At 68.4% G+C, this 26,124-nt stretch carries 38 protein-coding genes; 1 reads left to right on the top strand and 37 read right to left on the bottom strand.

Going from position 1 to position 26,124, the window contains the following annotated elements:
- Positions 1-59: 59 nt before the first annotated feature.
- The 34 genes from ACWDD9_RS15320 to ACWDD9_RS15155 form a co-directional block, all read right to left on the bottom strand.
- On the bottom strand, positions 60-1,718 hold the full coding sequence (locus ACWDD9_RS15320) for an ABC-F family ATP-binding cassette domain-containing protein (protein WP_049649052.1): 1,659 nt from the start codon (positions 1,716-1,718) through the stop codon (positions 60-62).
- Positions 1,719-1,759: 41 nt separating this feature from the next.
- Positions 1,760-2,671 carry a tRNA pseudouridine(38-40) synthase TruA gene (gene truA / locus ACWDD9_RS15315; RefSeq protein ID WP_449811790.1) on the bottom strand — a complete coding sequence of 304 codons (912 nt, stop codon included), beginning with the start codon at positions 2,669-2,671 and terminating at the stop codon, positions 1,760-1,762.
- Between the two features lie 89 nt (positions 2,672-2,760).
- Positions 2,761-3,234 (bottom strand): 50S ribosomal protein L17, encoded by a 474-nt coding sequence (rplQ, locus tag ACWDD9_RS15310; protein WP_449811789.1) that lies wholly within the window; start codon positions 3,232-3,234, stop codon positions 2,761-2,763.
- A gap of 126 nt (positions 3,235-3,360) precedes the next feature.
- Positions 3,361-4,383, bottom strand: a complete 1,023-nt coding sequence (locus tag ACWDD9_RS15305; RefSeq protein WP_049649049.1) for a DNA-directed RNA polymerase subunit alpha — start codon at positions 4,381-4,383, stop codon at positions 3,361-3,363.
- Between the two features lie 143 nt (positions 4,384-4,526).
- Positions 4,527-4,934 (bottom strand): 30S ribosomal protein S11, encoded by a 408-nt coding sequence (rpsK, locus tag ACWDD9_RS15300; RefSeq protein ID WP_030232513.1) that lies wholly within the window; start codon positions 4,932-4,934, stop codon positions 4,527-4,529.
- A 72-nt stretch (positions 4,935-5,006) separates the two neighbouring features.
- On the bottom strand, positions 5,007-5,387 hold the full coding sequence (rpsM, locus tag ACWDD9_RS15295; protein WP_049649048.1) for a 30S ribosomal protein S13: 381 nt from the start codon (positions 5,385-5,387) through the stop codon (positions 5,007-5,009).
- Between the two features lie 176 nt (positions 5,388-5,563).
- Positions 5,564-5,677, bottom strand: a complete 114-nt coding sequence (rpmJ, locus tag ACWDD9_RS15290) for a 50S ribosomal protein L36 (RefSeq protein ID WP_003956441.1) — start codon at positions 5,675-5,677, stop codon at positions 5,564-5,566.
- A gap of 33 nt (positions 5,678-5,710) precedes the next feature.
- Entirely contained in the window at positions 5,711-5,932 is a 222-nt protein-coding gene (gene infA / locus ACWDD9_RS15285; RefSeq protein ID WP_003956442.1) for a translation initiation factor IF-1, read from the bottom strand.
- Between the two features lie 194 nt (positions 5,933-6,126).
- Positions 6,127-6,552 carry a large conductance mechanosensitive channel protein MscL gene (gene mscL, locus ACWDD9_RS15280; RefSeq protein WP_049649047.1) on the bottom strand — a complete coding sequence of 142 codons (426 nt, stop codon included), beginning with the start codon at positions 6,550-6,552 and terminating at the stop codon, positions 6,127-6,129.
- A 141-nt stretch (positions 6,553-6,693) separates the two neighbouring features.
- Entirely contained in the window at positions 6,694-7,533 is an 840-nt protein-coding gene (gene map / locus ACWDD9_RS15275) for a type I methionyl aminopeptidase (protein WP_449811788.1), read from the bottom strand.
- Positions 7,534-7,650: 117 nt separating this feature from the next.
- The gene (locus tag ACWDD9_RS15270) at positions 7,651-8,304 is read right to left on the bottom strand and encodes an adenylate kinase (protein WP_049649045.1); all 654 of its coding nucleotides are present in this window, start codon (positions 8,302-8,304) and stop codon (positions 7,651-7,653) included.
- The gene (secY, locus tag ACWDD9_RS15265) at positions 8,304-9,614 is read right to left on the bottom strand and encodes a preprotein translocase subunit SecY (RefSeq protein WP_030055837.1); all 1,311 of its coding nucleotides are present in this window, start codon (positions 9,612-9,614) and stop codon (positions 8,304-8,306) included. Before secY ends, ACWDD9_RS15270 begins: the two co-directional genes overlap by 1 nt.
- A 309-nt stretch (positions 9,615-9,923) precedes the next feature.
- Positions 9,924-10,376: a 50S ribosomal protein L15 gene (rplO, locus tag ACWDD9_RS15260; RefSeq protein ID WP_030280790.1), complete on the bottom strand. Its 453-nt coding sequence runs from the start codon at positions 10,374-10,376 to the stop codon at positions 9,924-9,926.
- Between the two features lie 2 nt (positions 10,377-10,378).
- Positions 10,379-10,561 carry a 50S ribosomal protein L30 gene (gene rpmD, locus ACWDD9_RS15255; RefSeq protein ID WP_049649044.1) on the bottom strand — a complete coding sequence of 61 codons (183 nt, stop codon included), beginning with the start codon at positions 10,559-10,561 and terminating at the stop codon, positions 10,379-10,381.
- Positions 10,561-11,184 carry a 30S ribosomal protein S5 gene (gene rpsE / locus ACWDD9_RS15250; RefSeq protein WP_030055834.1) on the bottom strand — a complete coding sequence of 208 codons (624 nt, stop codon included), beginning with the start codon at positions 11,182-11,184 and terminating at the stop codon, positions 10,561-10,563. The genes rpmD and rpsE overlap by 1 nt, the downstream gene beginning before the upstream one ends.
- Before the next feature lie 48 nt (positions 11,185-11,232).
- On the bottom strand, positions 11,233-11,616 hold the full coding sequence (gene rplR, locus ACWDD9_RS15245) for a 50S ribosomal protein L18 (protein ID WP_030280785.1): 384 nt from the start codon (positions 11,614-11,616) through the stop codon (positions 11,233-11,235).
- A gap of 3 nt (positions 11,617-11,619) precedes the next feature.
- Positions 11,620-12,159 (bottom strand): 50S ribosomal protein L6, encoded by a 540-nt coding sequence (gene rplF / locus ACWDD9_RS15240; protein ID WP_049649043.1) that lies wholly within the window; start codon positions 12,157-12,159, stop codon positions 11,620-11,622.
- A gap of 22 nt (positions 12,160-12,181) precedes the next feature.
- Entirely contained in the window at positions 12,182-12,589 is a 408-nt protein-coding gene (rpsH, locus tag ACWDD9_RS15235; RefSeq protein WP_030055831.1) for a 30S ribosomal protein S8, read from the bottom strand.
- A gap of 283 nt (positions 12,590-12,872) precedes the next feature.
- A complete protein-coding gene (locus ACWDD9_RS15230) occupies positions 12,873-13,058 on the bottom strand; it encodes a type Z 30S ribosomal protein S14 (protein ID WP_030055830.1) in 186 nt (61 codons plus the stop codon).
- A gap of 3 nt (positions 13,059-13,061) precedes the next feature.
- Positions 13,062-13,631 carry a 50S ribosomal protein L5 gene (gene rplE / locus ACWDD9_RS15225; RefSeq protein ID WP_030393302.1) on the bottom strand — a complete coding sequence of 190 codons (570 nt, stop codon included), beginning with the start codon at positions 13,629-13,631 and terminating at the stop codon, positions 13,062-13,064.
- A complete protein-coding gene (gene rplX / locus ACWDD9_RS15220; RefSeq protein ID WP_030055828.1) occupies positions 13,631-13,942 on the bottom strand; it encodes a 50S ribosomal protein L24 in 312 nt (103 codons plus the stop codon). The genes rplE and rplX overlap by 1 nt, the downstream gene beginning before the upstream one ends.
- Before the next feature lie 15 nt (positions 13,943-13,957).
- Positions 13,958-14,329 carry a 50S ribosomal protein L14 gene (rplN, locus tag ACWDD9_RS15215; protein WP_030393301.1) on the bottom strand — a complete coding sequence of 124 codons (372 nt, stop codon included), beginning with the start codon at positions 14,327-14,329 and terminating at the stop codon, positions 13,958-13,960.
- A 102-nt stretch (positions 14,330-14,431) separates the two neighbouring features.
- On the bottom strand, positions 14,432-14,704 hold the full coding sequence (gene rpsQ, locus ACWDD9_RS15210; RefSeq protein ID WP_030055826.1) for a 30S ribosomal protein S17: 273 nt from the start codon (positions 14,702-14,704) through the stop codon (positions 14,432-14,434).
- Entirely contained in the window at positions 14,704-14,928 is a 225-nt protein-coding gene (gene rpmC / locus ACWDD9_RS15205) for a 50S ribosomal protein L29 (RefSeq protein WP_049649042.1), read from the bottom strand. Before rpmC ends, rpsQ begins: the two co-directional genes overlap by 1 nt.
- Positions 14,928-15,347: a 50S ribosomal protein L16 gene (gene rplP / locus ACWDD9_RS15200; protein WP_030055824.1), complete on the bottom strand. Its 420-nt coding sequence runs from the start codon at positions 15,345-15,347 to the stop codon at positions 14,928-14,930. Before rplP ends, rpmC begins: the two co-directional genes overlap by 1 nt.
- A gap of 5 nt (positions 15,348-15,352) precedes the next feature.
- Complete coding sequence (gene rpsC / locus ACWDD9_RS15195) at positions 15,353-16,177, bottom strand: 30S ribosomal protein S3 (protein ID WP_049649041.1); 825 nt, start codon at positions 16,175-16,177, stop codon at positions 15,353-15,355.
- Positions 16,177-16,524 (bottom strand): 50S ribosomal protein L22, encoded by a 348-nt coding sequence (rplV, locus tag ACWDD9_RS15190; RefSeq protein WP_030055822.1) that lies wholly within the window; start codon positions 16,522-16,524, stop codon positions 16,177-16,179. Before rplV ends, rpsC begins: the two co-directional genes overlap by 1 nt.
- A gap of 57 nt (positions 16,525-16,581) precedes the next feature.
- A complete protein-coding gene (gene rpsS / locus ACWDD9_RS15185; protein ID WP_030055821.1) occupies positions 16,582-16,863 on the bottom strand; it encodes a 30S ribosomal protein S19 in 282 nt (93 codons plus the stop codon).
- 11 nt (positions 16,864-16,874) lie between these two features.
- Positions 16,875-17,711, bottom strand: coding sequence for a 50S ribosomal protein L2 (rplB, locus tag ACWDD9_RS15180; RefSeq protein WP_030393297.1), 837 nt, complete (start codon positions 17,709-17,711; stop codon positions 16,875-16,877).
- 43 nt (positions 17,712-17,754) lie between these two features.
- Entirely contained in the window at positions 17,755-18,072 is a 318-nt protein-coding gene (gene rplW / locus ACWDD9_RS15175) for a 50S ribosomal protein L23 (protein WP_030280768.1), read from the bottom strand.
- Entirely contained in the window at positions 18,072-18,749 is a 678-nt protein-coding gene (gene rplD / locus ACWDD9_RS15170) for a 50S ribosomal protein L4 (RefSeq protein WP_049649040.1), read from the bottom strand. The genes rplW and rplD overlap by 1 nt, the downstream gene beginning before the upstream one ends.
- A gap of 4 nt (positions 18,750-18,753) precedes the next feature.
- Positions 18,754-19,401, bottom strand: a complete 648-nt coding sequence (gene rplC / locus ACWDD9_RS15165; protein WP_030055817.1) for a 50S ribosomal protein L3 — start codon at positions 19,399-19,401, stop codon at positions 18,754-18,756.
- A gap of 14 nt (positions 19,402-19,415) precedes the next feature.
- Positions 19,416-19,724 (bottom strand): 30S ribosomal protein S10, encoded by a 309-nt coding sequence (gene rpsJ / locus ACWDD9_RS15160; protein WP_012785157.1) that lies wholly within the window; start codon positions 19,722-19,724, stop codon positions 19,416-19,418.
- A 393-nt stretch (positions 19,725-20,117) separates the two neighbouring features.
- The gene (locus ACWDD9_RS15155; RefSeq protein ID WP_449811787.1) at positions 20,118-21,929 is read right to left on the bottom strand and encodes a hypothetical protein; all 1,812 of its coding nucleotides are present in this window, start codon (positions 21,927-21,929) and stop codon (positions 20,118-20,120) included.
- Between the two features lie 287 nt (positions 21,930-22,216).
- Here ACWDD9_RS15155 and ACWDD9_RS15150 point away from each other — a divergent pair, with 287 nt between their 5' ends.
- Positions 22,217-23,977 (top strand): hypothetical protein, encoded by a 1,761-nt coding sequence (locus ACWDD9_RS15150; RefSeq protein WP_449811786.1) that lies wholly within the window; start codon positions 22,217-22,219, stop codon positions 23,975-23,977.
- 87 nt (positions 23,978-24,064) lie between these two features.
- Here the strand turns inward: ACWDD9_RS15150 and ACWDD9_RS15145 are convergent, their stop codons facing one another.
- From ACWDD9_RS15145 to ACWDD9_RS15135, 3 genes are read right to left on the bottom strand one after another with little or no spacing between them, the layout of a single operon-like run.
- Positions 24,065-24,970 carry a glycosyltransferase family 2 protein gene (locus tag ACWDD9_RS15145; RefSeq protein ID WP_198959420.1) on the bottom strand — a complete coding sequence of 302 codons (906 nt, stop codon included), beginning with the start codon at positions 24,968-24,970 and terminating at the stop codon, positions 24,065-24,067.
- 4 nt (positions 24,971-24,974) lie between these two features.
- Positions 24,975-25,373, bottom strand: coding sequence for a DUF2304 domain-containing protein (locus tag ACWDD9_RS15140; protein WP_049649037.1), 399 nt, complete (start codon positions 25,371-25,373; stop codon positions 24,975-24,977).
- Positions 25,370-26,059, bottom strand: a complete 690-nt coding sequence (locus ACWDD9_RS15135) for a glycosyltransferase family 2 protein (protein ID WP_049649036.1) — start codon at positions 26,057-26,059, stop codon at positions 25,370-25,372. The genes ACWDD9_RS15140 and ACWDD9_RS15135 overlap by 4 nt, the downstream gene beginning before the upstream one ends.
- Positions 26,060-26,124: the final 65 nt, after the last annotated feature.

Raw genomic sequence — 26,124 nt, 5'->3', positions numbered from 1 at the left:
GGGTCAAAAATGGGTCGGCTCCGTCCGGCCGGAGGCCCGGCCCGCGGCCCGGCCGTCACTCAGCGTTCGCGCTCCACACGGGTCACGTCCCAGACCGGTTCCGGCGACTCGAACACCCGGCCGTCCGCGCCGAACACCAGGAAACGGTCGAAGGTCTTGGCGAACCAGCGGTCGTGGGTGACGCACAGCACGGTGCCGTCGAAGGCCTCCAGGCCGGCCTGCAGCGCCTCGGCGCTCTCCAGGTCCAGGTTGTCGGTCGGCTCGTCCAGCAACAGGGCCGTGACACCGGAGAGTTCGAGCTTGAGGATCATCAGCCGGGCCTGCTGCCCGCCGGACAGCGACTCGAACTTCTGCTCCTCCTGGCGGTCCAGCTCGTACCGGCGCAGCGCCCCCATCGCGGCGCCGCGGCTGAGCGCGTGCTCCTCCTCGACGATCGACCGCACGGTGCGGCCGAACAGCTCCGGGTGGGCGTGGGTCTGCCGGAAGTGGCCGGGCACGACCCGGGCGCCGAGCTTCCAGGCGCCGGTGTGCTCGACGGTCTCGTCCCCCGCGAGCAGCCGCAGCAGGTGCGACTTGCCGGCGCCGTTGGCGCCCAGCACCGCGACCCGCTCGCCGTAGAAGACCTCCAGGTCGAAGGGCCGCATCAGGCCGGTGAGCTCCAGCTGCTCCAGGGTGAAGGAGCGCACACCGGTGCGCCCGCCCTTGAGCCGCATGGTGATGCTCTGCTCGCGCGGGGGCTCCTCCGGCCGCCCGGCCTCCTCGAACTTCTTCAGCCGGGTCTGGGCGGCGGCGTAGCGGGTGGCCAGGGCGTGGCTGACGGCGGCGGCCTGGCGCAGGGTGACGACCAGCTTCTTGAGCTTGGCGTGCTCCTCGTCCCAGCGCCGGCCGAGCTCCTCGAACCGCGCGAAGCGGTCCTTGCGGGCCTCGTGGAAGGAGTCGAAGCCGCCGCCGTGCACCCAGACGCTGCTGCCCGCCGCGCCGGACTCCACGGAGATGATCTTGTCGGCGGTCTTGGAGAGCAGCTCGCGGTCGTGCGAGATGAACAGGACGGTCTTCGAGGTGGCCTTGAGGGCCTCCTCCAGCCAGCGCTTCGCCGGGACGTCCAGGTAGTTGTCGGGCTCGTCGAGCAGCAGCACCTCTTCGGGGCCGCGCAGCAGCGCCTCCAGCACCAGCCGCTTCTGCTCGCCGCCGGAGAGGGTGTTCAGGCCGCGCCACTGGGCCTTGTCGAAGGACACCCCGAGGGCCGCCATCGTGCAGACGTCCCAGTCGGTCTCGTAGTCGTAGCCGCCGACGTCGGCCCAGTCCGAGAGCGCCTGGGCGTAGGCCATCTGCGTCTTCTCGTCGTCCTGGGCGATCATCGCCAGCTCGGCGGCGTCCACCGCGCGGGCGGCCTTGGCGATCCGCTCGGGGGCGACGGAGACCAGCAGGTCGCGCACCGAGGCGTCGGCCGGCAGCGCGCCCGGCGTGGACTGCTGGTCCTCGCGGCCGGTGGTGCCGACGAACTGGCGCATCACGCCGAGCCCGCCGCTGATCGTCACCGTGCCGCCGTGCGGCTGGATGTCCCCCGCGATCATCCGGAGCAGGGTGGTCTTGCCGGCGCCGTTGGCACCGACCAGGGCGACCGCGGCGCCCTCTCCGACCCGGAAGGACGCGTCGTCGAACAACACGCGCCCGTCCGGCAGGTAGTACTCCAGGTGCGAAATCTCGACGTGTCCCATGGGAACGATTCTCCCAAGCGGACGCGCCGGGCCAAAACGGATTAACCGATGGCCGGCTGACCGGGCAGGGTCCGCATCCGCCGGGCCGCGCGGTTGCGCTCGGCCAGCTGGTCGTCCGGCGGGTAGCCGACCTCCTCCAGCGTGAGCCCGTACGGCCGGATCACGTTGACGGCGGAGTTGCGCACCCCGCCGGCCAGCACCTCGCCGGGGAACTCCACCGGCCGGTGCCCGTCGCCGACCAGCAGCATCGCGCCGACCAGCGCCCGGACCATGTTGTGGCAGAAGGCGTCGGCCCGCACGGTGGCGACCGCGAGCGAGCCCTCCTGGGCGGCGTACGGGTCCACCGGGACGCGGTCCCAGTGCAGCTCCAGCAGGGTGCGGATGGTGGTGGCGCCCTCGCGCTTCTTGCAGTACGCGGCGAAGTCGTGCTCGCCGAGCAGCAGCTTCGCGGCGGCGTTCATCTTCTCCACGTCCAGCGGCCGGTCGTGCCAGAGCACGTGGCCGCGCAGCAGCGGGTCCACCCCACCGGGGTGGTCGGAGACCCGGTACGCGTACCGGCGCCAGACGGCCGAGAAGCGGGCGTCGAACCCGGCCGGCGCCTCGCCGACCCGGTAGATCCGGACGTCCCCGGGCAGCCGGCCCGCCAGCCGGCGCAGCAGCTTCTCCCGGTGCTCCGCCCACAGCTCGGCCGGCAGGTCGACGTGGGCGACCTGGCCGCGGGCGTGCACCCCGGCGTCGGTGCGGCCGGCCACGGTCAGCGGGAACGGCTCCGGGCTGCGGGTGACGACCTGCAGCGCGCTCTCGATCTCCTCCTGGACCGTCCGGCGGCCGCCCTTCTGGCGGGCCCAGCCGGAGAACTCGGCACCCTGGTAGGCGAGGTCGAGCCGGACCCGGACGTACCCGTCGGCCGGGCCGTCCTTCACCGGCGGCTGCTCGACGCACTCGTTGACCACTGCTTCTCTTCTCCCGGGACCTCGAAGAACAAGGAACGGGCCCGCTCCCCCATCACTGGGGAAGCGGGCCCGCAACACACCTAGAGGTGTCAGGCCTGCTCGGCCTCGGCGGCGTCGGCCTTGGTCTCCTCGACCTTGGCGTCGGCATCCTTGACGGCACGCTTGGTGGCGGCCTCGGCCTCGCCGACGGCGGTCTGCGCGACGGTCAGCGCCTCGACCAGCTCGATCACGGCCATCGGGGCGTTGTCGCCACGACGGGGACCGATCTTGGTGATACGGGTGTAACCACCCGGGCGGTTCTCGTAGCGCGGCGCGATCTCGGTGAAGAGGGTGTGCAGCACCGACACGTCGGTGATGGTCTTGCGCACCAGGCGACGGTTGTGGATGTCGCCCTTCTTCGCCTTGGTGATCAGCTTCTCCGCCAGCGGGCGCATCCGACGGGCCTTGGCCTCGGTCGTGGTGATGCGGCCGTACTGGAACAGCTCCCGGCACAGACCGGCGAGCAGCAGCGGCTCGTGGTGCGGGCCGCCGCCGAGGCGGGCACCCTTGGTGGGACGCGGCATGGATTACTCCTTGAATCTCCGACTACGGCCGTATCAGGTACCGCAGCGGGCGTACGGGCACTGTTGCCCGTACGACTTTCACGACGACGGGGGCGGTTCGTGGAACCGCCCCCGCGGCCAATTCTCTCAGTACTGCTCGGTCTCGGCGAAGTGCGAGTCGTCGAGGTCGTCGGCGCCGAAGGCGTCGGCGGCGGCGGTCGGGTCGAACCCGGGCGGGCTGTCCTTGAGGGCCAGGCCCATGCCGGCCAGCTTCGCCTTGACCTCATCGATCGACTTCGCACCAAAGTTGCGGATGTCGAGCAGGTCGGCCTCGGAGCGGGCGACGAGCTCACCCACGGTGTGGATGCCCTCGCGCTTGAGGCAGTTGTAGGAGCGGACCGTGAGCTCCAGCTCCTCGATCGGCAGCGCCAGGTCGGCGGCCAGGGCGGCGTCCGTCGGGGACGGGCCCATGTCGATGCCCTCGGCGTCGATGTTCAGCTCGCGGGCGAGGCCGAACAGCTCCACCAGGGTCTTGCCGGCCGAGGCCATGGCGTCGCGCGGACGCATGGCGGGCTTGGTCTCGACGTCGACGATCAGCTTGTCGAAGTCGGTCCGCTGCTCGACACGGGTGGCCTCGACCTTGTAGGTGACCTTCAGCACGGGGCTGTAGATCGAGTCGACCGGGATGCGGCCGATCTCCTGGCCGGAGGCCTTGTTCTGGACGGCGGAGACGTAGCCGCGACCGCGCTCGACGGTCAGCTCCATCTCCAGCTTGCCCTTGCCGTTCAGCGTGGCGAGGACCAGCTCCGGGTTGTGCACCTCGACACCCGCCGGCGGGGCGATGTCGGCGGCGGTGACGACACCCGGGCCCTGCTTGCGCAGGTACATCACGACCGGCTCGTCGTGCTCCGAGGAGACGACCAGCTGCTTGATGTTGAGGATGAGGTCGGTCACGTCCTCCTTGACGCCCGGCACGGTGGTGAACTCGTGCAGGACGCCGTCGATGCGGATGCTGGTGACAGCGGCACCCGGGATCGACGACAGGAGCGTGCGGCGCAGGGAGTTGCCGAGGGTGTAGCCGAAGCCCGGCTCCAGCGGCTCGATCACGAACCGCGAGCGGAACTCGTCGACGACCTCTTCGGTCAGCGAGGGGCGCTGAGCGATAAGCATGGGGGGAATCCTCCAGTTGTCTTCGGCACCCACTATTTGATGCCGACAGGACCAAGCGTACGGGCTCCCGTAGGCAGCGACCAATCACTGCGTGGGAGCCCGTACGAGGTTAAAACATCACCCGCGTGCCCGAAGGCGCTGCGTCAGACGCGGCGGCGCTTCGGCGGACGGCAGCCGTTGTGCGGGGTGGGGGTGACGTCCTGGATCGAGCCGACCTCCAGGCCGGTGGCCTGGAGCGAACGGATCGCGGTCTCGCGGCCGGAGCCCGGACCCTTCACGAAGACGTCGACCTTGCGCATGCCGTGCTCCTGCGCGCGACGGGCAGCGGCCTCGGCGGCCATCTGCGCGGCGAACGGGGTCGACTTGCGCGAGCCCTTGAAGCCGACGTGGCCGGCGGAGGCCCAGGAGATCACGTTGCCCGCGGGGTCGGTGATCGAAACGATGGTGTTGTTGAACGTGCTCTTGATGTGCGCGTGGCCGTGAGCGACGTTCTTCTTTTCCTTGCGGCGGATCTTCTTCGCGCCGGCAGCCTGACGACCCTTGGGGGGCATAAGTCTGTTCTCCTACTGAGGTGGTCGGTCCGCTGACCCGCGGGCCGGAGGGATGTCCGGTTACGGGACGGACTACTTCTTGCCCGGCTTCTTCTTACCGGCGATCGCGCGACGCGGGCCCTTGCGGGTACGCGCGTTGGTGTGGGTGCGCTGGCCGCGGACCGGCAGGCCGCGGCGGTGACGCAGACCCTCGTAGCAGCCGATCTCGACCTTGCGGCGGATGTCGGCGGCCACCTCACGGCGGAGGTCACCCTCGACCGTGTAGTTGGCGTCGATGTACTGGCCCAGCTTGACGAGGTCGTCCTCGGAGATGTCGCGAACGCGGACATCCGGGTTGACACCGGTCTCGGCCAGGGTCTGCTGGGCGCGGGTACGGCCGATGCCGTACACGTACGTAAGGGCGATCTCGATCCGCTTCTCACGGGGGAGATCAACGCCGGCGAGGCGTGCCATTCAAGGCTCCTGTGGTTCTTCAGAGGTCTTGCGTGCTACCTACTCCGACACCTCACGGTGAGGGAGCCCCGGCCTCTGACCGGGGGTGGCAGTCCGTCCGGGAACGGACGGATCGGGTAGCCCGCTTATGACGTTTTCGCGTCGCGCGAAGTACTACGAGAAATGCTGAAGAGTGATCAGCCCTGGCGCTGCTTGTGGCGCAGGTTGTCGCAGATCACCATGACCCGGCCGTGGCGGCGGATCACCTTGCACTTGTCGCAGATCTTCTTGACGCTCGGCTTGACCTTCATGTTTCAGGTTCTCCGGGTCTAGATCTGACGTTCTTACTTGTAGCGGTAGACGATCCGCCCGCGCGTGAGGTCGTAGGGGCTGAGCTCCACGACGACCCGGTCGTCCGGCAGGATGCGGATGTAGTGCATGCGCATCTTGCCACTGATGTGCGCGAGGACCTTGTGACCGTTCTGCAGCTCGACCTTGAACATCGCGTTCGGCAGAGACTCGATCACGGTGCCCTCGATCTCAATGGCGCCTTGCTTCTTAGCCATGAACTGCGAGATCCACCTTCCGGGACCGGCTACCGTATGCGGAACGCTCGTGCGAACCTGGGTTCACCCCTTCCCCGGGGGGAAGAGGGCGCGCTGAAGCACGCTACGAGTGAGCCGACGGTCCATCCTACGCCAGCGCGTCCGGTGCACCAAAACGGGGGTCCCGGAAAGCGGTCGCCGTCACATCTGCTACGTCAGGCCTTGCTGAGGACCGTCAGCGGCTCGACGTGGGCGGTGCAGGCCGAGCAGCGGCGGGCGGCCTCGGGGATGTCGGTCAGGCACTCGGGGCACGGGCGCTTCGGCGTCTTCGGCTTCTTCGGCATGTAGCGCGCGGTCGCCTTGGTGATCGGCAGCACCACGCAGAAGTACAGCACCGCGGCGGTCATGAAGAACGCGATCAGCACGTTGAGGAACTGCCCGTACGGGAAGGTCACCCCCGCGATGTGCGCCTTGTACGAGCTGAAGTCGCCGGCGGCGCCGACCACCACACCCACCAGCGGGGTGAGGAAGGCGGACACGAAGCCGGTCACCACCGCGGTGAACGCGGCACCGATGACCACACCGACCGCCATGTCGACGACGTTGCCGCGCATCATGAAGTCGCGGAATCCCTTGAGCACGTGCTCTCTCCTGCATCGCTCGTAACCGGACCGGCCGGAGCCGACCACTGCCAGCGCATAAAAATAGGACAAAAGCCCTGGAGGTCCAAACCTCCAGGGCCCTGATCCCTCGTCAGCAGCGGCAGTTGAGCGCCGTCAGGACTACCCGAGGGGGTCCGGAGCTGCGGTGATGCCCAGCTTGGCCAGCTCCGCCCTGCCGCCGTCGAAGGCGGTCAGCACCAGCGGGCCCTGCTCGGTGACGGCCACCGAGTGCTCCCAGTGCGAGGCCCAGGTGCCGTCGTTGGTGACGACCGTCCAGTCGTCCTCCAGCACGGTGGTGTGCGGGGTGCCGAGCGAGACCATCGGCTCGATCGCCAGCACGGTGCCGGGGACGAGCTTCGGGCCCTTGCCGCGGCCGCGCTCGACGTAGTTCAGCACGTGCGGCTCCATGTGCATCGCGGTGCCGATGCCGTGGCCGCCGTAGCCCTCGGTGATGCCCCACTTGCCCTTGGGCGGGAGCGGCTGGCGGCGGATGAAGCCCTCGATCGCCTTGGAGACGTCCACCAGGCGGTTGTTCTTCTTCATCTGGGCGATGCCGGCCCACATCGAGCCCTCGGTCACCCGGCTCAGCATCTCGACCTCCGGGCGGACCTCGCCGACCGCCACGGTGATGGCCGAGTCGCCGTGCCAGCCGTCCAGGATGGCGCCGCAGTCGATCGAGATGATGTCGCCCTCCTGGAGGGCCCGGTCGCCGGGGATGCCGTGCACGACCTCGTTGTTCACCGAGGCGCAGATCACGCCCGGGAACCAGAGCCCGCCGTGGTTGGCCCGGAAGTTCGAGGTGGCGCCGTGGTCGGTGATGACCTTGTCCGCGACGTCGTTGAGCTCCTGGGTGGTCACCCCGGGGGCGACCGCCTCGCGGCAGGCCTTCAGGGCCTCGGCGACGACCAGCCCGGCCGCTCGCATCTTCGCGATCTGCTCGGGGGTCTTGATCTCCACCATCTGGTCACGCCTTCCAAGTCCGGATTACCACTGCTACCACCGTACGACGCCGAAACGGCCGGGCCACCCGCGTGGGGCGGGCGACCCGGCCGTACCGTCGTACGTTCGCCGAGAGACTCAGCTGTCCTGCTTCAGCGCCTCGATCGAGCGGGCGGTGACCTCGTCCACCTTGCCGAGGGCCGAGATGGTCGCCACCAGGCCCTGCTGGACGTAGTAGTCGATGATCGGCTCGGTCTCCGTGTGGTAGACCTCCAGGCGCGTGCGCACCTTGTCCTCGGTGTCGTCCGAGCGCTGGTACAGCTCGCCGCCACACTCGTCGCAGACGCCGTCGACCTTCGGCGGGTTGTAGTCCACGTGGAAGACGTGGCCACCGTCGTTGCGGCACAGGCGGCGGCCGGCGATCCGGCGGACGACCTCGTCCTCGGGGACCTCCAGGTCCAGCACGCCGTCCAGCTTGATGCCCTGCTCGGCGAGGAACTCGTCCAGCGCCTTGGCCTGCCCCAGGTTGCGGGGGAAGCCGTCGAGCAGGAAGCCGTTGACGGCGTCCGCCTGGAGCATGCGGTCCTTGGCCATCCCGATGGTGACCTCGTCCGGCACCAGGCGCCCCGCGTCCATGTAGGACTTGGCCTCGAGGCCCAGCGGGGTGCCCTGGCTGATGTTCGCACGGAACAGGTCGCCGGTGGAGATGTGGGGGATGGACAGGGTCTTGGCGAGCAGGTGCGCCTGAGTACCCTTCCCGGCCCCGGGAGGACCAACGAGGACGATACGCATCAGCGGAGGAACCCTTCGTAATTGCGCTGCTGGAGCTGGCTCTCGATCTGCTTCACAGTTTCGAGTCCGACGCCGACGACGATGAGCACGCTGGTGCCGCCGAACGGGAAGTTGGTCTGCTGTCCGAAGGCGACCAGGGCGATCATCGGGATCAACGCGATCAGGCCCAGGTAGAGCGAACCCGGCCACGTGATTCGGGTCAGCACGTAGTTCAGGTACTCGGCCGTCGGTCGGCCGGCCCGGATGCCCGGGATGAACCCACCATACTTCTTCATGTTGTCGGCAACTTCTTCGGGGTTGAAGGAGATGGCGACGTAGAAGAAGGCGAAGAAGACGATCAGCAGGAAGTACGTGGCCATGTAGATCGGGTGGTCACCCTTGACGAAGTTCGTCCGGATCCACGTGGCCCAGCCGGCCTGGCTGTTGGTCAGCTGGACCACCAGGGCGGGGATGTACAGCAGCGACGAGGCGAAGATGACCGGGATGACACCGGCCTGGTTCACCTTGAGCGGGATGTAGGTCGAGGTCCCGCCGAACGCGCGGCGGCCGATCATCCGCTTCGCGTACTGGACCGGGATCCGGCGCTGGGCCTGCTCGACGAAGATGACCAGCATCACGACGATGACGCCGACCGCGACCACGGAGAGGAACTCGACCCAGCCGCCGCCGATGGTGCCGGAGGTCTTGATCGCCCACATCGAGGACGGGAACTGCGCCGCGATCGAGGTGAAGATCAGCAGCGACATGCCGTTGCCGATGCCGCGGTCGGTGATCAGCTCACCGAGCCACATGATGACCGTGGTGCCGGCCGTCATCGTGAGCACCATGACGGCGATCCGGAACACGCTGGTGTCCGGGACGATCTGGTTGGCCAGCGGGCAGCCGGAGAACAGCGCGCCGCTGGAGGCCGTCGCCACGATGCCGGTGCCCTGGAGCACGGCGAGCGCGATGGTCAGGTAACGGGTGTACTGGGTGATCTTGGCCTGGCCGGCCTGGCCCTCCTTCTTCAGCATCTCCAGTCGCGGGATCACGACGGTGAGGAGCTGGAGGATGATGCTCGCCGTGATGTACGGCATGATGCCGAGGGCGAAGATCGTCAGTTGGAGGAGCGCGCCGCCGCTGAACAGGTTGACGAGCCCGAAGAGACCGCTGTTCTTGGTCTCCTTCACGCACTCGTTCACGGCCGTGAAGCTCACGCCCGGCATCGGAATGTGCGAGCCCAGGCGGAACAGCACCATGATGCCCAGCGTGAACAGCAGCTTCTTGCGCAGGTCGGGCGTCTGGAACGCCCGCGCGAACGCACTGAGCACGGTGCCTCCTGCGCCTCCCGCGCGTCGTCGGCGGGAGGGTCGGTCCTGAATGGGGAGTTTGCGGTTCGGGCCCCCGTACAGACGGCACAGGCGAGCCTACGCGCAGCCTACAAGGGAACTCCACGGACTCTAACAGTGCGCAGCCACTCGGAAGAAGCGCGTACCGCCCCTCCCCCACTCACGGGGTACGGGATGCCCGGGTTTGCCACACAAAAGAACGAGCGCCTTCCGGCCCGATGTCCCCGGGAACGGCACGAGCCCCGCACCTCCCGGAGGAGGTGCGGGGCTCGAAGGCGGATCTCAGCGGGCTCAGACGAGCTCGGTGACCGTACCGCCGGCGGCCTTGATCTTCTCGGCGGCGGAGCCGGAGACGGCGTCGACCGTCACCTGCAGCGCAACCGAGACCTCGCCGGTGCCGAGCACCTTGACGAGGGAGTTCTTGCGAACCGCGCCCTTGGCGACCAGGTCCTCGACAGTGACCTCGCCACCCTGCGGGTAGAGCTCGGCCAGCTTGTCGAGGTTGACAACCTGGAACGTGATCTTGAACGGGTTCTTGAAGCCCTTCAGCTTCGGCAGGCGCATGTGGAGCGGCATCTGGCCACCCTCGAAGCGCTGCGGAACCTGGTAGCGGGCCTTCGTGCCCTTGGTACCACGACCGGCAGTCTTACCCTTGGAGCCCTCACCACGACCCACGCGGATCTTGTCGGTCTTGGCACCCGGGGCGGGACGCAGGTTGTGGATCTTGATCGGGTTGTCGCCCATGATCAGTCCACCTCCTCAACCGTCACCAGGTGACGGACCGTGTGGGCCATCCCGCGGATCTCGGGACGGTCCTCCTTCACCACGACGTCGTGCATGCGCTTGAGACCAAGCGTACGCAGGGTGTCACGGTGGTTCTGCTTGCTGCCGATGTACGACTTGGTCTGCGTGATCTTCAGGCGAGCCATCAGGCGCTCACCCCAGCAGCACGCGCCCGCAGCAGAGCGGCGGGGGCCACGTCCTCCAGCGGCAGGCCACGACGAGCGGCGATCTCCTCGGGGCGCACGAGGCCCTTCAGAGCAGCCACGGTGGCGTGCACGATGTTGATCGCGTTGTCCGAGCCGAGCGACTTCGACAGGATGTCGTGGATGCCGGCGCACTCCAGGACGGCGCGCACCGGACCACCGGCGATAACACCGGTACCGGGGGCGGCGGGCTTCAGGAGCACGACGCCGGCGGCCTTCTCACCCTGGATCGGGTGCGGGATGGTGCCCTGGATACGGGGGACCTTGAAGAAGTTCTTCTTGGCCTCCTCAACACCCTTGGCGATGGCGGCCGGAACCTCCTTCGCCTTCCCGTAACCGACACCCACGGTGCCGTCACCGTCGCCCACCACGACCAGCGCGGTGAAGCTGAAACGACGACCACCCTTGACAACCTTGGCGACACGGTTGATCGCGACAACGCGCTCGACGTAAGCGGTCTTCTCGACGGCGGGGGCGTTGCCCCGGTCGTCACGCTTACGGTCGCGCCGCTCGCCACCGCCGGTGCCGCCGCCGGCGCCGCTACCGCGGCGCTGGGGTCCAGCCATTGGAATTACCTCTCTCGATTACGTCCGTCGACTGAGCCGACGAGCGGCTTAGAAGTCGAGCCCGGCCTCACGAGCCGCGTCCGCCAGGGCGGCGATGCGGCCGGCGTACCGGTTGCCCGCGCGGTCGAAGACGACCGACTCGATGCCGGCGGCCTTGGCGCGCTCGGCGACCAGGCTCCCGACCTTCTTGGCCAGCTCGGTCTTGTCGCCCTCGGCGCCCTTGATGGACACGTCGAGGGTGGACGCCGACGCCAGGGTGTGACCCTTGGCGTCGTCGATGACCTGGGCGACCATGTGACGGTTCGAACGCGTCACGACGAGGCGCGGACGCACCTCGGTGCCGACGACGCGCTTGCGAACGCGGATCGCGCGGCGCTTGCGAGCGGCGCTCTTGTAGGCGTTGCCCTTGCCGATCTTGACAGAGACACTCATCGCTTACTTACCACTCTTTCCGACCTTGCGGCGGATGACCTCGCCCGCGTACTTGACACCCTTGGCCTTGTACGGGTCCGGCTTGCGCAGCTTGCGGATCTTCGCGGCGACCTCGCCGACCTTCTGCTTGTCGATGCCGTCCACGTGGAACTTGGTGGCCGACTCGACGACGAAGGAGATGCCCTCGGGGGCCTCGACGAGGATCGGGTGGCTGTAGCCCAGCTGGAACTCCATGTTGGAGCCCTTCGCCAGAACTCGGTAGCCGACACCGCTGATCTCCAGCGACTTGCGGTAGCCCGCGGTCACGCCGGTGATCATGTTCGCCACCAGCGTGCGGGAAAGGCCGTGCAGGGCCTTCGACAGACGCTCGTCGTTGGGGCGGGTGACGAGCAGCGTGCCGTCCTCGCCCTTACCGATCTCGATCGGCGCGGCGACAACGTGGGTGAGGGTGCCCTTCGGGCCCTTCACCGAGACCGCCTGGCCATCGATGGTGACGTCCACGCCAGCGGGGACCTGGATGGGCAGCCGTCCAATGCGCGACATTGCTGTACCTCCGTTTCCCGAATTACCAGACGTAGGCGAGAACTTCTCCGCCTACGCCCTTCTTGGCGGCCTGCTTGTCGGTGAGGAGACCCGAAGACGTGGAGATGATCGCCACGCCCAGGCCGCCGAGCACCTTCGGCAGGTTGGTGGACTTTGCGTAAACGCGCAGACCCGGCTTGCTGATGCGCTTGATGCCGGCGATGGAGCGCTCACGGTTGGGGCCGAACTTGAGCTCGATGGTCAGCTTCTTGCCGACCTCGCCCTCGACGGGCTCCTCAACCTTGTAGGAGGAGATGTACCCCTCCTGCTGCAGGATCTCGGCGACGTGCGCCTTGATCTTGCTGGCCGGCATCGCCACGGAGTCGTGGTACGCCGAGTTCGCGTTACGCAGACGCGTGAGCATGTCTGCGATGGGGTCGGTCATGGTCATGATGGCCTCAGGCCTCTCTCGCCGCGGTTTCTCCGCGCCAGGTCCCCCTGCCGCACTCTTCCGAGTTCGTCAGGGGCACAAGCGCAGGGGACCTGCGACGTCGTAAGACTGGGTGCGAGCCCTCCGGAAGGGCCACGGGCGTCCATGGGGAAGCCGTGGCAGGGGGCCCGACCCCACTACCTTACGGGAATCCGTACGGTAGGCCCAAAACGGGCCGGTGTGGGATCGGGCACCTCTGCTTCGCTGTGTGCCTAAAGTGCCTGGTCCCTCTGTTGGGAGAGGACTACCAGGAGCTCTTGGTCACGCCCGGCAGCTCGCCGCGGTGCGCCATCTCACGAAGGCAGACACGGCACAGGCCGAACTTGCGGTACACCGAGTGCGGACGGCCGCAGCGCTGGCACCGGGTGTAGGCCCGGACGCCGAACTTCGGCTTGCGCTCGGACTTCGCGATGAGGGACTTCTTCGCCATGTGTTACGCCTCCTTGAACGGGAAGCCCAGAGCGCGCAGGAGCGCCCGGCCCTCGTCGTCGGTCTGGGCGGTGGTCACGACGGTGATGTCCATACCGCGCTGACGGTCGACCTTGTCCTGGTCGATCTCGTGGAACATGACCTGCTCGGTCAGACCGAAGGTGTAGTTGCCACGGCCGTCGAACTGCTTCGGGGAGAGGCCACGGAAGTCACGGATACGCGGCAGGGCCAGCGACACCAGACGGTCCAGGAACTCCCACATGCGGTCACCACGGAGGGTGACGTGGGTGCCGATCGGCTGGCCCTCGCGCAGCTTGAACTGCGCGATGGACTTGCGAGCCTTGGTCACGGCCGGCTTCTGACCGGTGATCGCGGTCAGGTCGCGGATCGCGCCCTCGATCAGCTTGCTGTCACGGGCGGCCTCGCCGACACCCATGTTGACGACGACCTTGACCAGGCCGGGCGTCAGCATGACGTTCTCGTACGAGAACTGCTCCTGCAGCTGACCCTTGATCTCGGAGTTGTAACGCTCCTTGAGACGGGGGGTCACCTTCTCAACAGTCGTCTCAGACATCAGATGTCCTCACCGGTTCGCTTGGCAACGCGGATCTTGTTGCCCTCGTCATCGAAGCGGTAGCCAACGCGGGTGACGACCTTCTTGCCGTCCTTCTCCACGACCAGCTGGACGTTGGAGACGTGCACCGGCGCCTCGACGGTGACGATGCCACCCTGAGTGCCCGGGCCCGGCTTGGTGTGCTTCTTGACCCGGTTCACACCCTCGACCAGGACCTTGTTCTCGGCGGGCATGGCCTGGATGACCTTGCCCTGCTTGCCGCGGTCCTTGCCGGTGATGACCTGAACCAGGTCACCCTTCTTGATCTTCATGCTGTTCGCCATGAGTTAGAGCACCTCCGGCGCAAGCGAGATGATCTTCATGAACTTCTTGTCACGCAGCTCGCGGCCCACCGGGCCGAAGATGCGGGTACCACGGGGGTCACCATCGGTGTTCTTCAGAACGACCGCGGCGTTCTCGTCGAAGCGGATGTACGAGCCATCCGGACGACGGCGCGACTTCACGGTACGGACGACGACGCACTTGACGACGTCACCCTTCTTCACCGAACCGCCGGGGATCGCGTCCTTGACGGTCGCGACGATGACGTCCCCGATACCGGCGTAGCGGCGACCGGAACCACCGAGAACGCGGATGCAAAGGATTTCCTTCGCGCCCGTGTTGTCGGCGACACGCAGTCGCGACTCCTGCTGGATCACAGCTTTCTCCTGATCGTCAACGAGAGCTGACGGGCCGGCCGCTGCTCACACCAGCGCCCGCGAGGGACCTGGTGCACATACGGCCGTACCGCATCAACTTCGTTACTTGGCCTTCTCGAGGATCTCGACGACGCGCCAGCGCTTCGTCGCGGACAGCGGGCGGGTCTCCGCGAGGAGGACCCGGTCGCCGATGCCGCAGGCGTTCGCCTCGTCGTGCGCCTTCAGCTTGTTCGTACGGCGGATGACCTTGCCGTACAGAGCGTGCTTGACGCGGTCCTCGACGGCGACGACGACGGTCTTGTCCATCTTGTCGCTGACGACGAGACCCTCACGGGTCTTGCGGAAACCGCGCGTCTCGTTGGTGTTCTCAGTCATCAGGCGCTCTCCACCGTCTCGATGCCCAGCTCGCGCTCGCGCATCAGGGTGTAGATCCGCGCGATGTCCTTACGGACGAGCTTGAGCCGTCCGTGGTTGTCGAGCTGCCCGGTCGCCGCCTGGAAGCGGAGGTTGAACAGCTCCTCCTTGGCCTCACGGAGCTTGGCAACGAGACCCTCGTTGTCCAGCTCGCGGAGGTCAGCAGCCTTGGTGCCGGCCGACATCAGCTCTCACCTGCCTCGCGCCGGATGATCCGGCACTTCATCGGGAGCTTGTGAGCTGCGCGGGTCAGCGCCTCACGAGCCACCTTCTCGTTGGGGTACGACAGCTCGAACATGACCCGACCCGGGTGCACGTTCGCGATCCACCACTCGGGCGAACCCTTACCGGAACCCATGCGGGTCTCGGCCGGCTTCTTGGTGAGCGGACGGTCCGGGTAGATGTTGATCCAGACCTTGCCGCCACGCTTGATGTGACGGGTGACGGCGATACGAGCGGACTCGATCTGCCGGTTCGTCACGTAGGCCGGGGTGACGGCCTGGATGCCGTACTCGCCGAAGGCGAGCTCGGTGCCACCCTTGGCAGCGCCACGACGCTTCGGGTGGTGCTGCTTGCGGTGCTTGACCCGACGGGGGATCAGCATGGGAGTCAGGCCTCCGTTCCGGTGTTCTCGGCAGCCGGCGCCTCAGCGGCCGGGGCCGCGGGGGCCTCGGCAGCGGCGGGACGACGGCCACGGCCACCGCGCTCGCCACCACGGCGGTCGCCACCGCGGGCGGGACGACCACCCTCGGGACGGGCCGGGCGGTTGCCCGAGCGGGCAGCGGCGTTCTCAGCGCGGACCTCGGCGATGTTCTTGACGTCGCCCTTGTAGATCCAGACCTTCACGCCGATGCGGCCGAAGGTGGTCTTGGCCTCGAAGAAGCCGTAGTCGACGTTCGCACGCAGGGTGTGCAGCGGCACACGACCCTCGCGGTAGAACTCCGACCGGCTCATCTCGGCGCCGCCGAGACGACCGGAGCACTGGACCTTGATGCCCTTGGCGCCGGACTTCATGGTGCCCTGCATCGACTTGCGCATGGCACGGCGGAAGGAGACGCGGGAGGACAGCTGCTCCGCGACGCCCTGAGCCACGAGCTGGGCGTCCAGCTCGGGGTTCTTGACCTCGAGGATGTTCAGCTGGACCTGCTTGCCGGTCAGCTTCTCGAGGTCGCCGCGGATGCGGTCGGCCTCGGTGCCACGGCGACCGATGACGATGCCGGGGCGGGCGGTGTGGATGTCGACGCGGACGCGGTCGCGGGTGCGCTCGATCTCAACCTTCGAGATGCCGGCGCGCTCCATGCCCTTCGTCATCATGCGACGAATGGCAACGTCTTCCTTGACGTAGTCCTTGTACAGCTTGTCGGCGTACCAGCGGGACTTGAAGTCCGTGCTGATGCCGAGGCGGAACCCGTGCGGGTTAACCTTCTGGCCCATTACCGGGTCCCTTCCTTGCTGCTGACGACCACGGTGATGTGGCTGGTCCGCTTGCGGATCCGGTAGGCGCGGCCCTGGGCACGCGGGCGGAACCGCTTCAGGGTCGGACCCTCGTCAACGTACGCCTCGCTGATGACGAGGTCGTCCACGTTGGAGTGGTTGTAGTTGTGCGCGGCGTTGGCAATGGCGCTGTCGAGCACCTTGCCGACCGGCACGGTGGCGGCCTGCGGAGCGAAACGCAGGACGGCCTGGGCCTCCGTGGCCGGCAGGCCACGGATGAGGTCCACCACGCGGCGGGCCTTCATGGGCGTGACGCGGATGTACCGCGCCTGGGCCCTGGCTTCCATGGTTGTCCCCTTAATGGAGTAAGTCATTGAGTCGTTCTGGCGGTGAAGCTCAGGCGACTAGCGACGCTTCGACTTGCGGTCGTCCTTGACGTGGCCGCGGAAGGTGCGGGTCGGAGCGAACTCGCCCAGCTTGTGGCCGACCATCGACTCGGTGACGAACACCGGGACGTGCTTGCGACCATCGTGAACCGCGATCGTGTGGCCGAGCATGGCCGGGAAGATCACGGAGCGGCGGGACCAGGTCTTGATGACGTTCTGGGTACCCGCCTCGTTCTGCGCGTCCACCTTCTTGAGAAGGTGGCCGTCGATGAAGGGGCCCTTCTTGAGACTGCGCGGCATCTGACCTGCTCCTAGCGCTTCTTGTTGGTCTTGCGGCGGCGCACGATGAGAGCGTCCGACGCCTTCTTCGGGCGACGGGTACGACCCTCCTTCTGGCCCCACGGCGAGACCGGGTGGCGACCACCAGAGGTCTTACCCTCACCACCACCGTGCGGGTGGTCGATCGGGTTCATGGCGACACCACGCACGGTCGGGCGAACGCCCTTCCAGCGCATGCGGCCGGCCTTGCCCCAGTTGATGTTCGACTGCTCGGCGTTGCCGACCTCGCCGACGGTGGCGCGGCAGCGCGCGTCGACCAGGCGGATCTCGCCCGAGGGCATGCGCAGGTGCGCCATCTTGCCCTCACGCGCCAGCAGCTGGATGCCGGAGCCGGCCGAGCGGGCCAGCTTGGCACCGCCGCCGGGACGCAGCTCCACCGCGTGGATGGTGGTACCGACCGGGATGTTGCGCAGCGGCAGGTTGTTGCCCGGCTTGATGTCGGCGCCAGCGCCGTTCTCGATCCGGTCGCCCTGCGTGATGCCGCGCGGCGCGATGATGTAGCGCTTCTCGCCGTCCGCGTAGTGCAGCAGCGCGATGCGCGCGGTGCGGTTCGGGTCGTACTCGATGTGCGCGACCTTCGCCGGCACGCCGTCCTTGTCGTGACGACGGAAGTCGATCACGCGGTAGGCGCGCTTGTGACCGCCACCCTGGTGGCGAACGGTGATCCGACCGGCGTTGTTACGGCCGCCCTTGCTGTGCAGGGGGCGAACCAGCGACTTCTCCGGGGTGGACCGCGTGATCTCTACGAAGTCGGCCACGCTGGAGCCACGACGGCCCGGCGTAGTCGGCTTGTACTTGCGGATGCCCATTTGGCTCTCTCGTCCTCGTCCTTATCGACGATCACGATCTCCGTTAGGAGACCGGACCACCGAAGATGTCGATGCGGTTGCCCTCGGCCAGCGTCACGATGGCGCGCTTGGTGTCCTTGCGCTTGCCAAAGCCCGTCTTGGAGCGCTTGCGCTTGCCCTGACGGTTGATCGTGTTGACAGCCTCGACCTTGACCGAGAAGACCGCCTCGACGGCCTGCTTGATCTGGGTCTTGTTGGCGCCCGGCGACACGATGAACGTGTACTTGTTCTCGTCGAGAAGGCTGTAGCTCTTCTCGGAGATGACCGGCTTCACCAGGACGTCACGGGGGTCCGTGAACGTCTTGCTCGTAACGTCGCTCATCAGGCGGCGCTCCCTTCGAGCTCGCCCTCAGCGGCAACGGCCTTGGCGGACGCGGCCGGACCGGCCACGAAACGCTCGAAGGCGGCCTGGGTGAAGACCACATCGTCGGAGACGAGCACGTCGTAGGTGTTCAGCTGACCGGCGTCCAGGATGTGCACGTGCGGCAGGTTGCGAGCGGACTTCAGGCCCAGCTCGTCCTCGCGCTCGACGACCAGGAGGACGTTCTTGCGCTCGGTGATCTTGCCGAACAGGCTCTTGGCGGCCTTGGTCGACGGCACCTCGGCCGCGACCACGTCGGTGACGACGTGGATGCGGTTGTGGCGGGCCCGGTCGGTGAGCGCACCGCGCAGAGCGGCGGCGATCATCTTCTTCGGGGTCCGCTGCGAGTAGTCGCGCGGCACGGGACCGTGCACGACGCCACCGCCGGCGAACTGCGGCGCACGGGTCGAGCCCTGACGGGCGCGGCCGGTGCCCTTCTGGCGGTACGGCTTCTTGCCGCCACCGCGGACCTCGCCACGAGTCTTGGTCTTGTGGGTGCCCTGACGGGCCGCAGCGAGCTGCGCCACGACGACCTGGTGCATCAGCGGAACGCTGACCTTCGCGTCGAAGATCTCGGCCGGAAGCTCGAGGCTGCCGGTCTTGTCGCCCGAGGGCGACAGGATGTCAATGGTGCTCATATCCTCACAGCCCCTTCGCCGCGGTGCGGACGAGGACGAGGCCGCCGTTCGGGCCCGGGATTGCGCCCTTGATCAGGAGCAGCCCCTTCTCCGCGTCAACGGCATGGATGGTCAGGTTCTGGGTGGTCACACGCTCGTGGCCCATCCGGCCGGCCATCCGTACGCCCTTGAACACGCGACCCGGGGTGGCGCAGCCACCGATCGAGCCGGGCGAGCGGTGCTTGCGCTGCACACCGTGACCGGCGCCGAGGCCCCGGAAGTTGTGGCGCTTCATGACACCGGCGAAGCCCTTGCCCTTGGAGGTGCCGGTCACGTCGACCTTGACACCCGCCTCGAACAGCTCGGCGGTGATCTCCTGGCCCAGGGTGTACTCGGAGGCGTCCGAGGTACGGAGCTCGACCAGGTGGCGGCGCGGGGTGACACCGGCCTTGGCGAAGTGGCCCGCGAGGGGCTTGTTCACCTTGCGGGGGTCGATCTCGCCGAAGCCGATCTGGACGGCGTCGTAGCCGGCCGGGCTGTCGGCGGTGTGGACCTGGGTCACGACATTGGGCCCAGCCTTGACGACGGTCACCGGGACGACCCGGTTGTTCTCGTCCCAGACCTGGGTCATGCCGAGCTTCTCGCCCAGGATGCCCTTAATCTGCTTAGCCATCTTCGGTGCGCCTCTCAGAGCTTGATCTCGATGTCGACGCCAGCCGGCAGGTCGAGACGCATGAGCGAGTCAACCGTCTTCGGCGTGGGGTCGAGGATGTCGATCAGACGCTTGTGAGTACGCATCTCGAAGTGCTCGCGCGAGTCCTTGTACTTGTGCGGCGAGCGGATGACGCAGTACACGTTCTTCTCAGTGGGCAGCGGCACCGGGCCCGCGACCTGCGCACCAGTACGAATCACCGTCTCGACGATCTTCTTCGCCGAGGAGTCGATGACCTCGTGGTCGTAGGCCTTGAGCCGGATGCGGATCTTCTGTCCCGCCATGGCTACTCAGTAGTCCTTTGTCCTTAGTCACTTCGCGACTCCCCCTCCGACCCCCGCGCTCGGGCGTGTCGCACTCGCGCTTGCAAAAAACCGGCGAAGTAATTCGTCGGTTTAAAACTTTCGGGGTGAGGGGTGCCGGGTCGAGGCCCCGCACACGCTTCCCGGAAGATTCCCGTACTTTCGCCCCGCAGCTGCCGTGGCGTAGAACTCACGCTTGACGGCCATCACGGGAACGACGAGTACATGGGACTCGCTTCCGGTCCTCCCGGCGGGAGGCGCGCAGCATCGGCACTCAACCGAGCAACTTGGACATACTGCCACATGGAGCAGCCCGGATGCCAATCGGGGCCGGTGAGGCGCTCCTCACCGGCCCCGATGGGGTGACGTCCCCGCTCAGTCCTTGCGCCAGAGCACCCAGCCCCGGTCCTTGTTGAACTTCGCGACGTGCCAGCCGGGCCGCGCGTCCGGCCAGCTGGTCTGCGGCAGGTCGCCCTTGCTCCAGCCGGCCAGGTACGCGGTGGCCGCCTCCGGCGGGGCGGAGCCGTCCTTCAGGTCGTCCGACCAGACCCGGCCCCAGTAGACCTCGTAGGCCATCGACATCCGGGTGTCCCAGTCGAGGTCCATGTCCAGGACGACGTTGTCGCCCTTGCGCAGGCCCGCCTCCTTGGCCACGCCCACCGCCTGGTACTTGCGGGCCTTGGCGTGCGGCTCGGAGACGTTGTCGGTGACGGCGACCGTCGCGTAGGCGGCGAACAGCGTCACGCAGCCCACCACCGCGGCCACCACCCGGCGCCCGCCGGCCACCCGCAGCAGCAGGCAGGCGCCCAGCACCGCCAGCGCGCCGAAGCTCGTCCGGACCATGTGCAGGTCGTCCCAGGTCGAGGCCAGGAACATCGCGTCCGGCACCGTCCACGGACTGACCCAGAGCTTGAGCGCGGCACCCGCGTACGCGCCGACCGACAGCTGGATGATCCCGATCGCCGCCACGCCGGCCAGCGCCGTCCACAGCAGCGCGCGGACCCCGGCCCGCCACAGCGCGGCCAGGCCCACCACCATGAACATCGGCACCAGCACCGCGCAGTACCGGGCGTACACCCAGTTGTCGGTCCGGTCGTTGTCCGCCAGCCCGGCCGCCGAGGCCAGCGCGGTGCCGAACAGCAGGGCCACCATGGTGAAGGCCACCACCCGCTCGGCCACCGTGTACCGGCGCCGGAAGACGACCACCACGCACAGCACCAGGGCGACCGCCCCGAAGCCGTACGTGGAGGTCATGAAGTACCAGAGCTGCCCGAAGGTGCGGGCGATGATCGTGCCGATGTACTTGCTGTCCCCGAGGTTCTCGAAGACCTTGTTGCCGACGGTGCTCGGCGGCACGTCCTTGAACTGGTTCTCGACGAAGCGCGCCAGCAGCTTCGCGCCCAGGTACGACAGCCCGAGCCCGCCGACGCCGGCCAGCGAGGCGAGCCGCGGCGCCCAGCCGAGCGCCAGCACCACCACCAGGACCAGCGCGGTCAGCGCCACGACCACGCCGCCGCGGTCGTGGGTGGCCATCGAGAAGCCGGCCGCCAGGCCCGTCCCGGCCGCGTACAGCGCGCGGCGGCGCGTCGGGCCGGGCGAGAGCCAGCCGTGCATCGCGAGCAGCCAGGCCAGCAGGATCACCGGCAGCACGGTGTCCGACATCACGAACTGGGAGTAGAAGACCACCGGCGGCACCAGCGCCACGGCGGCGCCCACCAGGTACGCGTGCGGCCGGGACAGGCCCACCCGGCGCGCCGCCGCCACGGCGAGCGGGAACACCAGCGCGTTGAGCAGCGCGTTGATGCCCATGATCAGGTGGTACGCGGCGGCCGGGGTGTCGGCGATCCGCAGCGCCGGCGAGATCAGCAGCGGGTACCCGCCGGGGATCACCACGCCGACCGGCATCTCGGTGGTCGGCCGCCCGGCCAGCACCCGCGCGATCACCAGGTAGGAGTCCTCGTCGGCGTGCACCGACGGGAAGTAGTTGTGGATCGACAGCACCAGGCGGAACGCCACCTGGCCGCCGTACCCGAGCAGCAGGACCACCGCCCAGAACCAGCGGTGGGCGGCCAGCGCCCGCAGCCGGGGCGGCACGGCCAGGGCCCGGGTGGCGGGCGCGCTCCCGCCGCCTTCCTCACCCCGGCCCGGCCCGTCGGACGTGTGGGCAGAGTCGATCAGCGGCTGCACCGAGACACTTCCCTACTTGTATGAGTTGACGATCTCGTCATGGCCGGCTCCGGACGGCGCGCCACGGTTCCCACCACTCGTCGAAGCGCATCGGCAGTGTGCCACGCGGTGATCGGCCGGAGCCAACGCGCGCCTCCCCCGTTGACGACAACGGCCCGTACGGGAACGGTGGTTCGGCCCGTGCGGATCCCCCGACCGAGGTGCTGGCAGAATCGCGGTGTCCGGCCACCGAAACCACACACCGCCCCCGCATCCGAACCGCTGCGGGAGAGCAGAAGGACCGAACAGTGACGACGAGCGTCCAGCCCGCCCCCGCCGAGGGCAGGCATCAGGGCATACCGCCCAGTCAGAGGAGACGGGCCGCCGCTCTTCGCCTCCCCGCCGTCCTCTGGACCGCGGAGATCCTGACCGCGGCCACGGCGGCGCTGCTGATGACCGGGCTGGCCTGGTCCGTCCGGCTGAACCCCATGTCGAGGGTCGGCCAGGTCAGCGGCCTCGCCGCGCTCCAGCTCCGGCTCCTGCTGCTGATCGGCGTCGTCGTCCTGGTCCTGGTGCCGGCGATGCGCCGCTGGGCGGACCTCCCGGTGCGGTTCGCCGCCGCCGCGGTCGCCGGCCTGTCCTCCGGCGTCCTGGCCGCCGGCATCTCGCTCGCGCTGCGCGACACCAACTGGCCGCTGTACGCCCAGCAGGGCGACTCCGGCAGCCTCCAGGCCTGGGTCGGCGCCCTGATGGACGGCAAGTCCCTCGACGGCGCCTACCCGCCGCTGTTCCCGCACATCGTCGCCTTCGTCGCCGAGCACGTCACCCACGGGCAGGTCGGCTACGCGCTCAAGCTCGTCGACCTGCTGTTCGTCGCGATGCTCGGCCCGCTCGCCTACCTGTCCTGGCGCCTGCTGCTGCCCCCGCTCTGGGCGCTCGGGATCGGCGTCACCGCCGCCCTGCCGATGGCGCAGCCGTACAAGCCGTACACCACCTTCGTGCTCGTCGCCTTCCTCCCCGTGCTGGCGAAGCTGATGCAGCTCCTCCAGCGCGCCCCGGAGCTCCCGCGCCGCACCGCGGCCGTCCGCGGCGCCGTGCTCGGCCTCGGGATCGGGCTGCTGTTCCTCCTCTACTCCGGCTGGTTCGTGTGGTCCGCGGCCGGAGTGGTGGTGCTCACCGTGGTGCTGCTGCTGCGCGCCCGCCGGACCGGCGGCACCCGCGGCCTGCTCAACGGCCTGTGCGCGATCGGCGCCGCCGGCGGCGTCTTCCTGCTCGTCTCCGGCGTCTACCTGGTCCGGCTGCTCGGCTCCGCGGGCAGCACCATCGACCGGTACTGCTACTTCGACACCTACACCGAGCCGACCTACTTCGCGATGTGGCGCGACGACCTCCCCGGCACCGACGGCCAGAGCACCTGGCCGGTCCCCGGCGAGATCGGCGGAGTCGGCCTCTTCACGATCCTGCTGCTGGTCGGCCTGGGCGTGGCGCTGGCCCTCGGGATCGGCCGGACCACCGTCCTGACCGCCGCCGCCTGCACCGCGAGCGCCCTGCTGATGCGCTACTGGTACGCCTCCCACATGGAGCGCGACCAGGCCGTCATGCTCTACCCGCGCACCAGCGCCCAGCTGCTCTACTGCCTGCTGGTCCTCGTCGGCCTGGCGTGCTACCTGGTCGTCCGCCGCCGCCAGGGCCCCACCGCGGCCCCCGCCGCCGAGTCGGCCGAGGACACCGGCCGCCGGCTGCCGCTGCGCCTCAACCCGCGCGGTGTGGCCGTCGGCGCCATCTGCGCGCTGGGCCTGCTCTTCGGCATGGCCGGCTCCGCCACCGCCAGCAAGTACATGCCGGACCCGCACTGGGGCCCCGGCGCGCTGGCCTGGATCGCGCAGAGCACCGCCGACACCAAGGGGCACTGCTCGCGCTACGCGCCCAACGGCCAGTGCAAGCAGCCGCGGGACATCAGCGACCTGCTCGTGCCGCTGCCCGACCCCGGGAAGCTGATGTGCCCGAAGGTCAACCCGTACCCGCCCCGGCAGCCCGACCCGCTGGGCCCCTCCGGCTTCGGCGAGTAGCCCCCGGCGGGCCGCCCGCGAACGCCACTGGGCCGGTAGTCCGAACTCGGACTACCGGCCCAGTGCCGTACCAGTGGGTGCGAGCGGTCAGTGCCGGTCGCCGCCGGTCAGCGCGTGGCGGACCAGCACCTTGGCGCCGGCCCGCTCGCCGCGCTTCAGGGCGCCCGGCAGCATGGTCAGCGCGTGCAGGCGGGAGGCGCTGCGGAACCGGGCCGCACGGGCGGCCTTCGGCCAGCCGCGGGCGTCCATCCGCTCCGCCACCGCGTTGAAGTACCGCTCCGCCTCGGTGAACCGGGTGCCGGAGAAGGCCTGCACCGAGGACTCGCTGACGGCGTGCCGCCGGTACTGGAAGACGACGGTGGTGTTGTCCACCAGCATCTGCTCGCCGCGCTCCAGCAGGTCGACGACCAGGGCCAGGTCCTGGATCACCGAGTACTCGTCGCGGAAGTTGACCGCGCGCAGCGCCTCGCCCCGCCAGCAGATCGACGGGAAGTAGAGCCAGTTGCCGCGCAGCACGCTCGCGGCCAGCTCCTCGCCGCCCATCAGCCGCCGGCCCTTGACGGTCGGCGCGTAGATCTTCTCCTTGACGTTGTCCGCCAGGCCGGAGCGGCTGACCTCGCCGTTGCCGTCGATGACCTCGACGCCCGGCTGCACCATGCCCAGGTCCGGGTTGTCCTTGACGATCGCCCGGACGGTCTCCAGGTAGTGCGGGTGCAGCAGGTCGTCGCAGCCCATGATGACCACGTGGTCGGCCGTGGACAGCTCCACGCACTTCTGGAAGTTCTTGGTGATGCCGAGGTTCCGCTCATTGCGCAGGTAGCTCACCCGGTCGTCGCCGAGCGAGGCGAACCAGCCCGGGACGTCCGGCTCCTTGCCGTCGTCTATGACGGTCAGCCGGAAGTCCCGGTCGGTCTGCGCGAGGATGCTCCGCACCGCGGCCTGCATCAGCGCCACGTCGCCGTAGTACGGCAGCATGAACTCGAAGGTCGCCACGGGATCAGGCCTTGCTGCGGTCGACCGGCGCCGAGACCGGCAGGTCCAGGTCGAAGCGCTCCTCGTTCAGGCGGGCGCCCTCGTTGATCGCCACGGTCCGCGCCAGGTCGGTGAGCTTCTTCTCCAGCGAGCGGAAGCGCAGGAAGGTGTTCAGGGTCAGGAAGCCCATCCCCAGCACCATCCCGTACAGCACCAGGTCGGTGCCGCGGCCGACGCCGAGCTGGTGGGCCAGCCAGGTCACGTCGGTGGGACGCAGCACCGCGTAGATGTTCACGACCACGAAGACCGAGAACGCGATGCGCTTCCAGGCGCGGGTGTTGGCACGGTCCCAACGCCGGATGAACATGAAGGCGAGAGTGACCGAGCCGAGAATGAGAACCAGCTGGATCCAGAAGAATTTCATCGGCGGCTACGCTCCCGCAGCGAGATGTCGAAGATGATGTTGACGCCGTTGATCAGGGACTGACCCTTGGCGCGTGAGTAGTCGGTGTACAGGATGTCCACCGGGAGTTCGGCGACCCGGAGGTCCGAGCCGGCGAGGAAGCTGACGATCTCCGACGCGTGCGCCATGCCGTTCATGGTGATCCGCAGCCGGCCGGCGGCCTCGCGGTTCAGCACGCGCAGACCGTTGTGGGCGTCGGTCAGCTTGAGCTTGCGAGCGGTCGGGCTGACGGTCGCCGCGGTGCGCAGGACGACCCGCTTGATCCACGGCACCTGCCCGTTCTGCTCGATGAAGCGCGAGCCGAGGACGACGTCCGTGTCGCCCTCCCGCAGCAGGGCGACCATCTTCTCGACGTCGGCGGTCTGGTGCTGGCCGTCCGCGTCGAAGGTGGCGAAGTACTTGGCGCCCGGCTGGGCCAGGGCGTAGGCGAGGCCGGTCTGGAGGGCGGCACCCTGGCCGAGGTTGACCGGGTGGCGCACCAGGTGCGCGCCCGTCTCCATGATGTGCTTGGCCGAGTCGTCGCCGCTGCCGTCATCGACGACCACGATGTTCGGGAACGTCTTTCGCGCCCCCTCCACAACGTCGGCGATCACCTGGCCCTCGTTGTAGGCCGGGATCACCAGCCAAACATCGTCGTACTGGGACACGGAGGCTCCATGAATGGGGTCTGGCCCGCGCTGCTGCGCGGCGATCTGAAGATGAGGGGCGGACA

The organism is Kitasatospora sp. NPDC001119 (assembly GCF_053598475.1).
This window is presented reverse-complemented; position numbering and strand designations above follow the sequence as displayed.